Origin of the sequence: Ileibacterium valens (assembly GCF_001945525.1) — a bacterium.
In the GTDB taxonomy this organism is placed as follows: Bacteria; Bacillota_I; Bacilli_A; order Erysipelotrichales; family Erysipelotrichaceae; genus Ileibacterium; species Ileibacterium valens.
In genome coordinates, this window is record NZ_MPJW01000071.1 from 1 (window position 1) to 13,525 (window position 13,525).

At 40.6% G+C, this 13,525-nt stretch carries 14 protein-coding genes; 11 read left to right on the top strand and 3 right to left on the bottom strand.

Annotated features, from left to right (window positions below):
* The 5 genes from rpsK to BO222_RS02510 all read left to right on the top strand — a co-directional run.
* On the top strand, window positions 1-127 hold a 127-nt coding region (gene rpsK / locus BO222_RS02490), incomplete at its 5' end, for a 30S ribosomal protein S11 (RefSeq protein ID WP_075817915.1).
* 18 nt (window positions 128-145) lie between these two features.
* The gene (locus BO222_RS02495) at window positions 146-1,099 is read left to right on the top strand and encodes a DNA-directed RNA polymerase subunit alpha (RefSeq protein WP_075818087.1); all 954 of its coding nucleotides are present in this window, start codon (window positions 146-148) and stop codon (window positions 1,097-1,099) included.
* A 13-nt stretch (window positions 1,100-1,112) separates the two neighbouring features.
* Window positions 1,113-1,472 carry a 50S ribosomal protein L17 gene (rplQ, locus tag BO222_RS02500; protein ID WP_075818089.1) on the top strand — a complete coding sequence of 120 codons (360 nt, stop codon included), beginning with the start codon at window positions 1,113-1,115 and terminating at the stop codon, window positions 1,470-1,472.
* 470 nt (window positions 1,473-1,942) lie between these two features.
* Window positions 1,943-2,155 (top strand): hypothetical protein, encoded by a 213-nt coding sequence (locus BO222_RS02505; RefSeq protein ID WP_075818091.1) that lies wholly within the window; start codon window positions 1,943-1,945, stop codon window positions 2,153-2,155.
* Window positions 2,156-2,387: 232 nt separating this feature from the next.
* The gene (locus BO222_RS02510; protein WP_075818093.1) at window positions 2,388-4,163 is read left to right on the top strand and encodes an ABC-F family ATP-binding cassette domain-containing protein; all 1,776 of its coding nucleotides are present in this window, start codon (window positions 2,388-2,390) and stop codon (window positions 4,161-4,163) included.
* 165 nt (window positions 4,164-4,328) lie between these two features.
* Here the strand turns inward: BO222_RS02510 and BO222_RS02515 are convergent, their stop codons facing one another.
* The 3 genes from BO222_RS02515 to serC form a co-directional block, all read right to left on the bottom strand.
* Window positions 4,329-5,612 (bottom strand): DUF1015 domain-containing protein, encoded by a 1,284-nt coding sequence (locus BO222_RS02515; RefSeq protein WP_075818095.1) that lies wholly within the window; start codon window positions 5,610-5,612, stop codon window positions 4,329-4,331.
* A 272-nt stretch (window positions 5,613-5,884) separates the two neighbouring features.
* Window positions 5,885-7,048, bottom strand: coding sequence for a phosphoglycerate dehydrogenase (locus BO222_RS02520; RefSeq protein WP_075818097.1), 1,164 nt, complete (start codon window positions 7,046-7,048; stop codon window positions 5,885-5,887).
* Complete coding sequence (serC, locus tag BO222_RS02525) at window positions 7,045-8,127, bottom strand: 3-phosphoserine/phosphohydroxythreonine transaminase (RefSeq protein ID WP_075818102.1); 1,083 nt, start codon at window positions 8,125-8,127, stop codon at window positions 7,045-7,047. The genes BO222_RS02520 and serC overlap by 4 nt, the downstream gene beginning before the upstream one ends.
* A gap of 481 nt (window positions 8,128-8,608) precedes the next feature.
* Between serC and BO222_RS02530 the strand changes: the two genes are divergently transcribed.
* From BO222_RS02530 to tnpA, 6 genes are all read left to right on the top strand, one after another.
* Entirely contained in the window at window positions 8,609-9,196 is a 588-nt protein-coding gene (locus tag BO222_RS02530; protein WP_158024541.1) for a PTS glucose transporter subunit IIA, read from the top strand.
* Window positions 9,197-9,335: 139 nt separating this feature from the next.
* A complete protein-coding gene (locus BO222_RS02535) occupies window positions 9,336-9,809 on the top strand; it encodes a hypothetical protein (RefSeq protein WP_144266799.1) in 474 nt (157 codons plus the stop codon).
* Window positions 9,810-10,389: 580 nt separating this feature from the next.
* Complete coding sequence (locus tag BO222_RS02540; protein WP_075818107.1) at window positions 10,390-10,611, top strand: helix-turn-helix domain-containing protein; 222 nt, start codon at window positions 10,390-10,392, stop codon at window positions 10,609-10,611.
* A gap of 707 nt (window positions 10,612-11,318) precedes the next feature.
* Window positions 11,319-12,551, top strand: a complete 1,233-nt coding sequence (locus BO222_RS02550; RefSeq protein WP_083647637.1) for a CapA family protein — start codon at window positions 11,319-11,321, stop codon at window positions 12,549-12,551.
* Complete coding sequence (smpB, locus tag BO222_RS02555; RefSeq protein WP_075818111.1) at window positions 12,544-13,017, top strand: SsrA-binding protein SmpB; 474 nt, start codon at window positions 12,544-12,546, stop codon at window positions 13,015-13,017. The genes BO222_RS02550 and smpB overlap by 8 nt, the downstream gene beginning before the upstream one ends.
* 220 nt (window positions 13,018-13,237) lie before the next feature.
* Window positions 13,238-13,525, top strand: a 288-nt coding sequence (gene tnpA, locus BO222_RS02560) for an IS66 family insertion sequence element accessory protein TnpA (RefSeq protein WP_198931968.1), incomplete at its 3' end; no start/stop codon positions are given.

Genomic DNA, 13,525 nt, shown 5'->3' on the forward strand with positions numbered 1-13,525 from the left:
AACTGGTCCAGGAAGAGAAGCCGCAGTCAGAGCACTGCAGGTGGCTGGACTTGATATTTCAATGATCAATGACGTGACACCTATTCCGCATAACGGGTGCCGTCCGCCCAAAAGACCCCGCGGATAAAAACGAAGGAGGCAGTCGATGCACGAATTTGAACGAGCTTCATTTCATCAGGAAAGTGTGGATGAGGAAAAAAATCAGGGAAAATTCCTGTTTGAACCTCTCGAAAGAGGTTTTGGGATTACTGTAGGTAATGCAATCTGCAGAACCCTTCTTTCCAATCTGGCCGGTATGGCTGTAGTAGGAGTTCAGGCAGAAGGACTTGATCCAAACAGTCCCGTATTCAACGCGATTGAAGAGGATGTTGTCCGTTTGTCACTGAATGCCAAAGGTCTGCGCCTTTCCGGTGAAACAGATCAGCTGGAAACCCTAAAAATTGAAAAAGCAGGACCGGCTGTCATTACCGCAGCAGATATCATCTGCCCGGAACATATTGACGTAGCTGATCCTGACCAGGTCATCTGTCATCTTAAAGAAGGACAGAGCCTGAATATGAAGCTTTTTGCAGCCAGTGGTACTGGATACAAGAGTGCTGCTGACGTAAAAGCAGAATATGAATTGCCAGAGGATACCGTCGTGCTGGATGCTACCTTCACCCCGATCCGCAACGCAGAATATCTGTCTGAACCGGCTAGACTCGGACAGGATATTAAATATGACAAAGTACATATTGATGTAACGACAAACGGAACCCTGACACCCTTATCGGCTATTAGCCAGGCCGCCAAGATTCTGGTTCAGGCACTTGACGTGATTGTTCCGCTAGCAGATCTGAATCTTGAAGAAAGCTTTACTGTTCAGCAGCCGCTGCCTGAGGATTCTGGTAAATCCAGCACGATGCTGATTGAAGATCTGGATCTGTCAGTCCGCTCCTACAACTGTCTGAAGCGAGCCGGAATTCAGACTGTCGAAGAACTTACCCAGAAAACAGAAGAAGAAATGATGCATGTTAAGAACCTGGGTAAAAAATCGCTGCAGGAAGTTAAGGAAAAGATGTATCAGCTTGGCCTGACTTTCAAGAACAGCTACGAATAAACAGGAGATTAGAATGCAAAACAGGAAACTGGGGCGTACTTCCGATCATCGGAAAGCCATGCTCAGAAATATGGCTACTTCCCTGATTCTCCATGGAAAGCTGGAAACGACTGAAATGAAAGCAAAGGAACTTTCCAGTGTCATGGATCATCTGGTCACTCTCGCTAAAAGAGGTGATCTTCATGCCAGAAGACAGGCTGCGGCTTATGTTCGGCATGTAGATACTGAAGAAGGCAATACAGCTCTTCAGAAACTCTTTGACGTAATCGGTCCTGAATACAAAGACAGAACCGGTGGATATACAAGAGTGACTAAAACTCGCGTTCGCCGCGGAGATGCAGCTCCAATGGCTGTCATCGAATTTGTGAAGTAGAATCAAATCGAAAAAAATCACCAGCCGGGCGAAAACCCCGGAAATTTCAAACATAAATTTGCTTTATCAGAATTACCCGAAATCAGATTGCGCATGAAAGAAAAAGGCTTCTTCATCAACCTTTTTCTTTCTTTTTTTTACTCTTGGGATATTGGGATTTATAATTTGCCTGCCAAACTGTCCTTATAAAGGTTATTCACTGGCAATATACCTATATTAAATAAGGCGATTATTCCATGTAAAAGCTTTCACAAAACTTAAGGAATTGTAAAGATTTACATTGGGTTGTGCTCGAGACTTGATTCTATTACCGGTGTAAACCTATAATAAATACAGCTTTCGGAATTTCAGGATTTGCCAAATCCGATTTTTAAAGAAACACCCATTGGTTTTAAGTAAAAATTGTAATGAAATCATTTCTGGCATCACCCACCCGGGATGTCAGGAGAAAGCGGAGAAGGGAGAAAAGTATGGCGAAAGATTATTTTAAGGACTGTAAAGCAATAACCAATACCGTTTTAGAATATCTAGTAAAGAAAAAGAATTATAGCGATAATCTTTACTATACGATTGATATTCTCAACGTCAACGACGAAACCGCTAAGGTCATGATCTGCGAAGACACATTAATGCTGACTAAAGAACAGGGTAACTGGACAGTACCTGCAGCGGCAGAAATTTAATTCCTGAACGATCAGGAAATTTGAGATAGAAACAGACTACTCACTTACCATCAAACTCCCTTATAATAGAGGGAGTTTTTTAATGTTCATTTTGAGAAAAATTCGAATCATATCCGTAAATGAATGAGTAAAAGAGTTGTTCATCTATTTCAGTGAATTGAAAGACGGATCCAAGTCAGCTAGAAGACGTATAAACGCCTTTTATCTGTCGATAGTTGAAAAGAGGAATTAAATGCTTCTAAGTGCAAAAAATTTATATAAGCAGTATGTAGATAAACCAATACTTGACCACCAGGATCTGAGTATTGAAGAGGGCGATCGAATCGGATTGATCGGAGTCAATGGATGTGGTAAATCAACATTATTGAAAATTTTGGGTGGTAAGGAAGATTATGATGGTGAAATTATTACTTCCAAAGATTTGAAAATTGCCTTGCTTGAACAGAATCCAGCTTTTACAAAGGAGAGCGTTCAGGAAGAGCTCGAATACCGCAACTCACTTTCAAAACATCCAGCTGAAGCTTTTCGAGTTAAGGCAATTGCCACCCGTTTTGAGCTTCCTTATGACCAAACAAAAATAGATACGCTCTCTGGCGGAATGAAACGAAGACTTGATCTTGCAGCAATTCTTCTTTCAGATGCCAATCTTTTGTTACTGGATGAACCAACAAACCATCTCGATCACGAAATGATTGAATGGCTTGAAAGCGAATTATCAAAATCAAAGAAAGCCGTTTTAATGGTCACACATGATCGCTACTTCCTGGAAAGAGTGACTGAGCAGATCCTCGAACTCGATCATGGAAAGCTTTACCTGCATAAAGGAAGCTATTCTGATTATCTGGAGAATAAAGCTGCCAGGCAAAATCTGGAAGCAGCAAACCAACAGAAGATAAACAACCTGTACCGACATGAACTTGAATGGGTTCGCGCCGGTGTACAGGCCAGATCGACAAAATCAAAATCCCGCCTGCAGCGGTTTGAAGAACTGAGAAACTCAAGACATTCTCTGGCGCAGAAGAACCTGGAAATGCAGATCAGTTCAAGCAGACTGGGGAAGAAGACGGTTGAATGGAGAAACATTACCTTTGGCTATGATAAGGAGCAACCCTTATTCAAAGATTTTTCCTATCAGACAAAACGGACTGATCGAATTGGTTTTATCGGTCCTAATGGATGCGGCAAATCGACGTTCTTGAATCTTCTTTCTGGGGATTTAAAACCGGATCAGGGTGAATTCGAATGGGGAGAAACGGTAAGGGTAGGATACTTCAGACAAAATCTTGAAATGGAAGATCTGGAATTACGGGTAATTGACTATATTCGCAATGAGAATGAACAGATCGAAACAGACAACGGTCTGATCAGTGCTGAAAACCTTCTTGAGCAGTTTTTATTTGATCGTTCTCAGTTTTACCTGCCATTAAACCGTTTATCCGGTGGGGAAAGAAGAAGACTTTATCTGATGAAGATTCTGATGAAAGCTCCAAATCTGCTGATTCTGGATGAACCGACCAATGATCTGGATCTGATTACATTAGAAATCCTTGAAGACTATCTGGATTCATTTCCAGGAATTGTCATCTCTGTTTCTCATGACCGAAGCTTCCTTGACCGGGTTTGTGACATCCTGTTTGTCATGCAGGATAACCAGACGTTTAAAGCTTATCCAGGAGGATATTCTGAGCTTTTAATTCAACAGGAAGAAGAAAAGAAAGCACTAAGACAAAACAAGCGGGAACATCGATCTGCCGATAAATCAATGAATAAAACTGTGAATCATATTCGATTTACGTCTTCAGATAAGAAAGCTCTGCTCGATGCCAATCAGAAAATGGGAGAGCTTCAGGATGAAATCGATCAATGTGTTTCAGCGATGAATGATGAATCAGATTTTGAAAAAGTAGCTCAGTTGACTTCAAAAATGGAAAGCCTTGAGGCACTGCTTGAAGAAACAACACTCAAATGGATGGAGCTTGAAGAAAAGCGGGAAGCCGCTGGAAAATAGAAGGAATCTGAGCGGAACTCATACCTGAGCCATAAGAATTAGCTACTGCACAAATCGATCGGTTATTGGTCCTCGTCGATAAATTGACGAAATAATAAAATATCCAGCGATTCAATACATCAAGTCGCTGGATATTTTCGTTTATAGGAAAATGATATTTTTTAATTAGCGGATGATTTTACCTTCGAGATAAAAGCGTTTTTCATTGGCGTGTCCCATTGAGAAAGTTTTTCTTGGAAGGGAACCATCTGCAATTACTCCTCTGAATAATGAGGATTTATTCATACCGGGAAGAATGAATCCAATTGCATGATCCTGCTGAGCCAGAGCACGGACTTCAGAATTTCCATGAATATAGTCGATTTTTCCTGGATGATCATTCAGGTATTGATCAAGGAAGTTTTGAAGAATGGCAATTGCAAGCTCGCCTTTGGAAGAATCGAGCCAGATCATTTCAATATGATCGCCTATAATGCACTCTACCGGAAAACCAGCCGGGTTTGCTTCATCGTTTCTACTATCACTAAAAAGCGCATAATCTTTCTTTAAAGCCTCGAGAAGCTCATCTGGAGAAGTTTCAGTGATAATTCGGTGGATGGGTTCGAAAACCTGTGAATCGTGGTGAATGTTTTCGAGTTCAGCTAACGCAAAGCGTGCTGGATGATTGATCTGTTCTTCTTCGCTGAGGTTTTGTTTTACCTCTTCCCAGATCGTTTTTGCAGCGGCCAGAGAATGATTTCCATCTCCAACTACAAAAACCAGAGAATCCTCATTGAGACCTGGATACTTACTGGAAATCGATTGAACGTATTTTTCCAGGGTCAGATCAAATTCGGATGCATCATCCTGATCGATCAGATATCCACTGATATGGCCGCCATTTTGCATCAGATCAAAGTCATATAACAAAGGCAATTGGCCATTTATGGCCTTTTGATTAATGGATGAAAGAAGTTCATCCTTATCATCATCAGCCAATAACAGGATGTGAGGAAGTTCTAAAGGAGCCTGCTTACGGATATTGACACGAGGCGGAATACGCTCCAGGATGGTTGCTTCTGTAGCCCGTATGGCGCTTTTACTGCCAGCGTTGAAATCATAGGTTTCAAGATCGAGCATTCCAATTAATCCCTGACGAACGGTGTCATCATTGAGTGTTCGCCTGACAAAAATATAGCAATCAGGATGAACCTTAAAAAAGGATTCGTTCAGTGCCTTTTCCATACGGGCTGATATCCCCTGCTGGTGGGTTGCTCCTTTTGGAGTACCAATCCAGGCTTCAGGCAGGATAAAACTCAGAGCACTGGTACGATCCTGCAGCTGCTTTTCAACTTCTTCCCAGTATTCAGGCTGTGATGAATACTGATCACAGGCTACGACCGAAAAGTTTTCGTAGTCTTCTAAATCCGGCAGCAAGATATTGGCTGCCTGAAATGGCTTTTGAATCATAACAATACCTCTCTCTATTCTCTTACTTTTGTTCTCTTGGTTTATCAATAGGCAAAGACTGATCTTTGTGCTCTGATCTGATCATTAGATTAGAACAAAGTTGGCAGTTTTAATTAAAGCGGTTACATTAATCGGTTTAAAAAAGAGGCCGAAAGGCCTCTTTTGATCTCTTCTGAGATCGTATGGAAACTGGATTAAGGATAAATAGATGAGCAGCAGTACAGATCATTTTAAAAAGTCGGCCTGATGCTCTTTGATTCAGTTCAATAAAATTAATGGTTGAATACGAATACGCGAATCACTCCGGGCATTTTTTCAATTTCCTCAAGAACATCCGCATCCGGTTTGGAGTTCATATCGGCGATCGTATAGGCAATTTCACCGCGTGATTTGTTCAGCAAGTTTTCGATGTTTGCATCCTGCTGACCTAAAGTATCCGCGATCCGGCTGATCATCTTAGGGGTGTTGGAATGCATAACACCTACTCGATATGGAGTTGTCATTTCAAGATTGACATTAGGCATATTGACGGAATTGACAATATTGCCCTGTTCCAGGAAATCCATGATTTCCATAACGGCTTTATCTGCGCAGTTTTCTTCCGATTCAGCAGTGGAAGCTCCCAGATGAGGAGTCGCAATGACATGAGGATGAGCAGCAAGTTTCTTGCTTGGGAAGTCGGTAATGTATAAAGCGACTTTTCCGGAATCAAGAGCTGCGATCATATCATCTTCATTAACCAGACCACCGCGTGCATAGTTAATAATTTTGACACCATCTTTCATCTGAGCAATAGTTTCTGCATTGATCATACCCTTAGTGGATTCGAGTTCAGGCAGGTGTAAGGAGATGAAATCCGAATCATTGTACAGAGATTTCAGATCCGTCTTATGCTGAACCCAGCGGCTTAAGGCCCAGGCAGCATCTACGGACATGTATGGGTCATAGCCAAGAACTTTCATATCCAGGCGAAGAGCGATATTGGCGACCTTATTGCCAATCGCACCTAATCCGACTACACCTAATGTCTTGCCGGCAATTTCGTTGCCAGCATATTTTTTCTTCTGAGTTTCGACATCTTTGGCAAGGTTATCGTTTTCTGTCTGAGTTTTTGTCCATTCAATACCATGGTAGATATCACGGCTTCCAAGCAGAAGTCCAGCGATGACTAATTCCTTAACGGCATTGGCATTGGCTCCTGGCGTATTGAATACAACAATTCCTCTTTTCGTGCATTCAGGAATATCGATGTTGTTGACCCCAGCGCCTGCTCTGGCGATGGCCTTCAGATTTTTTGGGTAATCGAGATCGTGAAGTTTGGCAGAGCGGACGATAATCGCATCTTCGTTTGTGATATCATCTCCAACCTGATAAGTATCAGGAAAAGCCTCTAAGGCTTTTTTCGAAATATTGTTATAGAGCTTAACTTTTTTCACGCGTATTTCTCCTCGAATTCTTTCATGAAGTCAATCAGAGCTTCAACGCCTTCAACAGGCATGGCATTATAAATGCTGGCGCGCATTCCACCAACGGTACGGTGACCCTTGATGTTCACTAATCCGCGTTCCTTAGCTTCGGCAACGAATTTTTTGTCCAGGTCAGGATTTCCGGTGACAAAAGGAATATTGACGTAAGAACGATCCTGTGGATTGACAGGGTTGGAATAGAGTTTGGATTGATCGATGTAGTCATAAAGCATATTTGCTTTTTTATGATTAATCTTTTCCATTTCTTCCAGACCACCGATTACGTCTTCAAGCCATTCGAGCGTCAGACCAACCATGTAAATTCCATAAGTTGGCGGAGTATTGTACATCGAGTTGTTATCGACATAGGTTTTATAATCCAGCATGGCAGAAGGAATATTCTCATTCTGCTGTTCAAGCATATCTTTTTTAAGGATAACGATGGTCACCCCGGCAGGGCCAAGATTTTTTTGTGCTCCGGCAAAGATCATATCGTAATCTGCCACATTGATTGGTTCGGTGCAGATGCAGCTTGATAAATCAGCGATCAGGCGTTTTCCTTCATGTGGTGGAAGATTCTTATATTTTGTTCCATAAATCGTATTGTTTTCGCAGATGTAAACATAGTCTGTATCTGGATCAAGATCATCCTGTGTGATTTTCGGGATGAAGGTAAAATTGTCATCGGCACTGCTGGCAGCAATGTGTGTTTTACCCAGTTTCTTGGTTTCAGCAATGGCTTTTTTCGTCCATTGACCGGTATTGATAATGTCTGCTCCATTTTTATTGAAGTTCATTGGAACCATGGAGAACTGCAGCGAGCCCCCTCCCTGAAGGAAGAGAATTTCATAATCTTCAGGAATGTTCATCAGTCGACGTAAACGGTCTTTAGCATCACCAAGAATTTTTTCAAAATCGGATGAACGGTGGGACATCTCCATCACGCTCATTCCGGACTGGTTGGCGTTCAGCATTTCATCTGCTGCTTTTTGTAAAACCCATTCGGGCATGCAGGCAGGGCCTGCGGAAAAATTGTAAACTTTACTCATGTTCAGTATGGTGGTCAGCCCACCTCTCTCCTTTCGATATGAGTGTATTAATAGCACTTGTGAAAATTCATTTCAAGAAAATGAAATATTTTTCATAAAAAATGCTTACTTATCCTACTCAAATGTTTTCCGATAATAAACAACTTTAAGATAAATGTCAAAAAACTATCTCTAAACTGTAAAATTCCAAAAGATGAAGATTAAATGTGAATTTCCAAAATGAACAGAAATCAGAAAAAAATTCTTACAGATGATAGTCGGCATGCTTTCAAAAAGTAACCGCATTCAGCAAGCTAATATTATGTAGTCAATCTTGATCAAAGAGAGATATAAAACTGTCGAAACTTGAATTATAAATCTTCGGTTATTGAAAACCGTTTTATAACCGGCTTCATCTTAAAATGGAATTAACCGTCCTCTACAGATGATCCATGTCTTTGAAACTGGATATTTGCAGGATGAAGAAATGGAGGATGAAATAATGGCTGATTTTTTTGAAACACTCGAAAACGATATGAGAAAAGGGGCTGACGAAATCCGCAAGGGCTGGGATGCCTTTAAGGGATCGCTGAAGATGGCTGCTTTTGATTTAGGTCAGAACGAGAAAGAACATCTTGAAGCTGAAAATGCAATTTACACCTGGACGGATGGAGATGTAGAAGATTTTCCTTACTTCTTTGCAGGAGCAAGCACGAAAGATCAGGCGATGAGAACCCTGGCAACCATGATGATGCGTGACGATCGGCTGGTTTCTCCATGTAATGGAGTAGTCGCTTCAATTGATGAAAATAATAATACGATTGCTATCGTGGTGAATGATGAAGTGATTGTTGCGGTAAAGGTATGCACTGGATCGGTTGACTTTTCCAAGGAAGCCACGATTCTGGTTAAGCAGGGCGAGTTTATTCATTTGGGACAGCCGCTGGTTCAGTTCAATCAGAAGATGCATGCAAAGACGAAACTTCTTCTGGTTAAACCCGCTTGCACCATTGATTTAAAAGCCATGGGATTCAAACCGGCTGCAAGCAAGGGAACCCAACAGGCTGGAACCAAGTTAATTTCGAAATAACTCGTGAAGGTCCATGCCGTACTGTTCAGCAGAGTATGAATCTATGCTGAAATCGATGGATAACTCATCTGAATATAGCTCAAATTGATGCTTTTCAGGATAAATACTGAATAGCTTAATCTCCAGGAGGCCGCTGAGCATGTCAATGGCAATTACGAATACATTGAGTATGCTTGAAATAGGAATAAACCAATCAAGGAGGTTTAAGAAAATGAGAGATTTCTTTAAAGATTTAGGACAGGATTTCAAGGATCTTGGTGAAAAGGTTGAAAAGGGCGCTAAAGAATTTGGCGAATCCGTTGAAAAAGAATGGGATAAACTGAAAGGCGATGCCAGCAAGACAGGTGCCGAAGTCAAAGACAAAGCCGCTGACCTGAAAGAAGAAGCAGAAAAAAAAGCTGCTGAACTGAAAAAAGAAGCAGACGCAAAAGCTGCAGAAGCGAAAGCTGATGCTGCAAAAGACGTAGCGGATGCAAAAAAAGATGTTGCAGAAGCAACTGCCAAAGTAAAAGCTGACGTAAAAGACGCTGACGCTAAGATCAAAGCTGATGCCGCTGACGCCAAAAAAGACGTTGAAGAAAAAGTAGCTGAAGTCAAAAAAGATCTGAAATAAATTCTGATCCTTCAGATAGAGATTATGACTTCGATGGTTATAATCTCATTAATTGAATGAAAACAAATGGAAAACGGAGACAAATAGTTTCCGTTTTTTTTCTGCCAAAATTTACTGACTTGTTTCTAATGCCTGATGTGATAAATCAGTAAACAGAAATAAACAGGATTAACCATAATGATATACCATTTGGAGCGCTGTGATTAACTGATCAGAGAAATGAATCGTTTCCTTACGAGATGAATCTTTACATTGGAAACGATTTTCTGACCGCCTATACAGGTTGTTAAAATCAGCCGATTTATGACAGACGATAATGAAGTTTATAAATTAATCCAAAGCGTTTCAGAAGTATGACAAATGAATAAAATGGAATCTTATTTGGATAAATTTGGGATGATTTTGGACTGAAATTGTATAGTTTGTGAGAAGGTGCGTTTTCCGAGGAAAAAATATGGGTTTTTTGTTTGATTTCATACAAAAACAACAAACAAGTCTTTGAACAACACGCTATTATCCACTAAGTATTGATTTTAGTATCGTGTTGTGTTGTATTTAGATAGAAACGCAGGAGGTAACCATGGTAAAGAATAATATTGAGGTGGATATCAAGGTCAAACTTCTTGAAGGCGGCTATACGCAGGAAAAACTCGGAACTAAGATTGGGACAACATCCCAGTATGTAAACCGAATCATCAAGAAAAAGGATGGCTTACTAAATAAGACATTCATTCAGATGATGGAAGCCCTTGGTTATGACATTGAGTTAGTTTATATCCCCCGTCCAGACGAAACGATCTGAGCGACGAAAAAAACTGATCAAGCTTCATAGCACTAAATCTCCAATATAAGGACTCGCGCCTGTCGCTCATTGAGCGAATGACGAATCCCTCGATCATAAAAAGGGAAGATTTCATGAATGGTCTTCCTTTTTTATGGTTGAAAAAGATTAATGGTAACCAGGTTTTAAAGTTCTGGATATCCTGATAGATGGATCTGATCTTACAGTATTCAAAATATCCAGCCAGCATCCGTTCATATTCGGCTGCAAAATCTGTGATAACAATTTACTCCCTGAAAGCTGACAGTGATGGAACTGTCTTTTTTTTTTTTTTTTCGAATGGAGGAATTTCCTTAAAACAATCCTTATATATCATCGGTAAATATGACCGACATCCGATTTAGAAGAGAATGATTTTATAGAAACAGAATTAAAGAGTGATTGCCATGTTCGAAAAACTGATCGAGAACAGACTTGGTTGATGGCTCCTATCGACTGGCCATTTATATTTTCTTTGAACAATTGAACGAATATACCTGTAAAAAGATGCCTCCCATATTATGTAAGCATTTTCAAATTATCTATTGAGGATTATACTAATCACATTGTTAATCAGTATTATCTATTATTTGTGGTAATCAGATAAATGCTGGGAATATGAATCGATTTACGATGTAGGGAAGAGGTATTAGTTATGGCAAAAAAGAAAAAGAAAATAAGAAAAATACATGCAGGATTACTCGCAATCACAGGGATCATTGCTCTCAGTCTTTGCGGTCTCGAAAATATTCAGTCCCCTCGAAAACCGAAATGAAGAAAAAAATAATGAAGCAAATCCTGAGGTGACGGATGACTCTGTCCAGAATACAGATTCAGAAAGTACCAATACAGGAAGAGTCTCTTCTTTTACTTTCACCGGAGTAGGAGATAATTTACTGCATGATCCGATCTTTCTTTATTTTGAAGAAGATACTGGGACCAGAGATTTTCTTCCAATTTATGAAGCAACCATGGACAAAATGCTTGCTGCTGATCTGGCCTATATTAACTTTGAAACCCTGTGTGCTGGGGATGAATATGGACTGTCCGGATATCCTGATTTTAATGGACCGGTGGAGATGATTGATGCACTGGCTCAGACTGGCATCGACTGGATTTCTACGGCAAGCAATCATTCACTTGACCGAGGACCAGAAGGTTTGATGACGCAGATGTCTTATCTGCAGGAACATTACCCTGCTATTACTTATACAGGCAGTTATATGTCTGAAGAAGCTTACAACACGCCAATCGTTAAGGAAATTAATGGAATTAAGGTTGGAATGGCAACTTTTACTTATGGACTTAATGGCCGTGCTTTGCCTGAAGGGTATGAATGGCTCGTTGATGTATATGATGAAATGGATGGAACCATCAAGTACGATCGGATGCAGACGGTTTTGGATCGTTTAAAAGACGTCAGTGATGTGCAAATTGTTACAATGCACTGGGGTGTTGAATATGAAAATACTCCAAATGAGGAACAGGTGGCGATCGCTCAATTCCTGCACCAAAATGGTGTTGAAGCAATTATCGGAACTCATCCTCACGTCATTCAGCCAGCTGAAATGCTTGTTAGTGATGATCAGACAACTTTAGTCTATTATTCACTTGGGAACTTTCTTTCAGCACAGAATACGAATATGACCATGGTTGGGGGTATGGCAGATTTTACTCTGAATTATAATTTCGATTCTAAAAAAGCTTCCTTTTCCGATGTAAAATTTATACCGACAATTACCTGGATTTCACCTGATCTGCGCAGTTATCAGACGCATACCATCGATCAATGGGATGATAATCTTTCCACAAATCATTATGTAACTCAGATTGAAGGAATGGATCTTTCGAAAGGATGGGTTCAGGAGTATGTCCAGAGTGTTATGGGAACTCCAGAAAATATAGAGATAGTTTATGAATAATCAAAAAACTCCAAAAACAAAAACTGTGGCGGAAAACCGGAAAGCTCGTCACGAATATGAACTTTTTGACCGCTATGAAGCGGGGATTGAGCTCAAAGGTACTGAAATCAAGAGTATTCGCAAGGGCAAAGTCCAGATGAAGGACTCATACATTTCGATTAAAAATAATCAGGCTGCCATTAAAGGTCTTCATATTTCCGGATACGAGTTTGGGAATCGGTTTAATCATGATGAAACCAGAGATCGTCGTCTGCTGCTTCATAAAAATGAAATTCTTAAACTCGATCAGGCTGTAAGAGTAAAAGGATATACTTTGGTTCCAATCCGCCTTTATATCAGTCACGGTCTGGCAAAAATTGAAGTTGCCTTGGCCAAAGGTAAAAATCTTCATGATAAGCGGCAGACCGAAAAGAATCGAGATGCACAGCGAGAAATTCAAAAGCACTTAAAACAGAATTATTCCTGATTTTTTAAGATTCAGGAATGCTCAAAATTTAAAGCATCTCTGAATGTAATCCAAAAAAGGCAAGTCTTGATATTGGATGTTTTCCAATTCAAACTTGCCTTTTCTTATGGTTGAAAGAAACTTATTTTCTCAGAAAATTCGTAACCTTTTGAAATTTGCACGGGCTTAGATCCTCCGGTTCCAGTCGATATTCTGTATTCGACTAGAACTGGAGGATTTTATGCATAATTATCTGTTTTCCAAATCCCGTGAACTGAATCAGGAACAGTGGATGAACCTGGTTGATCAATACCAGGTGTCAGGTCTGACTCAGGCTGGCTTCTGCGTCCAAAACGGCCTGGCTTTATCCACCTTCCAGTACTGGCGAAGAAAAGCTGCCGCCGTATCGCCTGCTTCAGCGGCTCTTGAATTCGTAGAAATTGACAGGACGGTCTTCCTGGATTTGGAAGGATCAGACGAGAGTCCAAAGCCGGTGATTGAAATCACTGACAGCGACCGAACGATCCGT

Excerpts from the sequence above, each read along its gene's own strand:
- BO222_RS02495 (WP_075818087.1), top strand. The coding sequence starts at position 146 with ATGCACGAATTTGAACGAGCTTCATTTCATCAGGAAAGTGTGGATGAG.
- rplQ (WP_075818089.1), top strand. The coding sequence starts at position 1,113 with ATGCAAAACAGGAAACTGGGGCGTACTTCCGATCATCGGAAAGCCATG.
- BO222_RS02505 (WP_075818091.1), top strand. The coding sequence starts at position 1,943 with ATGGCGAAAGATTATTTTAAGGACTGTAAAGCAATAACCAATACCGTT.
- BO222_RS02510 (WP_075818093.1), top strand. The coding sequence starts at position 2,388 with ATGCTTCTAAGTGCAAAAAATTTATATAAGCAGTATGTAGATAAACCA.
- BO222_RS02515 (WP_075818095.1), bottom strand. The coding sequence starts at position 5,612 with ATGATTCAAAAGCCATTTCAGGCAGCCAATATCTTGCTGCCGGATTTA.
- serC (WP_075818102.1), bottom strand. The coding sequence starts at position 8,127 with ATGAGTAAAGTTTACAATTTTTCCGCAGGCCCTGCCTGCATGCCCGAA.
- BO222_RS02530 (WP_158024541.1), top strand. The coding sequence starts at position 8,609 with ATGGCTGATTTTTTTGAAACACTCGAAAACGATATGAGAAAAGGGGCT.
- BO222_RS02535 (WP_144266799.1), top strand. The coding sequence starts at position 9,336 with ATGTCAATGGCAATTACGAATACATTGAGTATGCTTGAAATAGGAATA.
- BO222_RS02540 (WP_075818107.1), top strand. The coding sequence starts at position 10,390 with ATGGTAAAGAATAATATTGAGGTGGATATCAAGGTCAAACTTCTTGAA.
- BO222_RS02550 (WP_083647637.1), top strand. The coding sequence starts at position 11,319 with ATGCAGGATTACTCGCAATCACAGGGATCATTGCTCTCAGTCTTTGCG.
- smpB (WP_075818111.1), top strand. The coding sequence starts at position 12,544 with ATGAATAATCAAAAAACTCCAAAAACAAAAACTGTGGCGGAAAACCGG.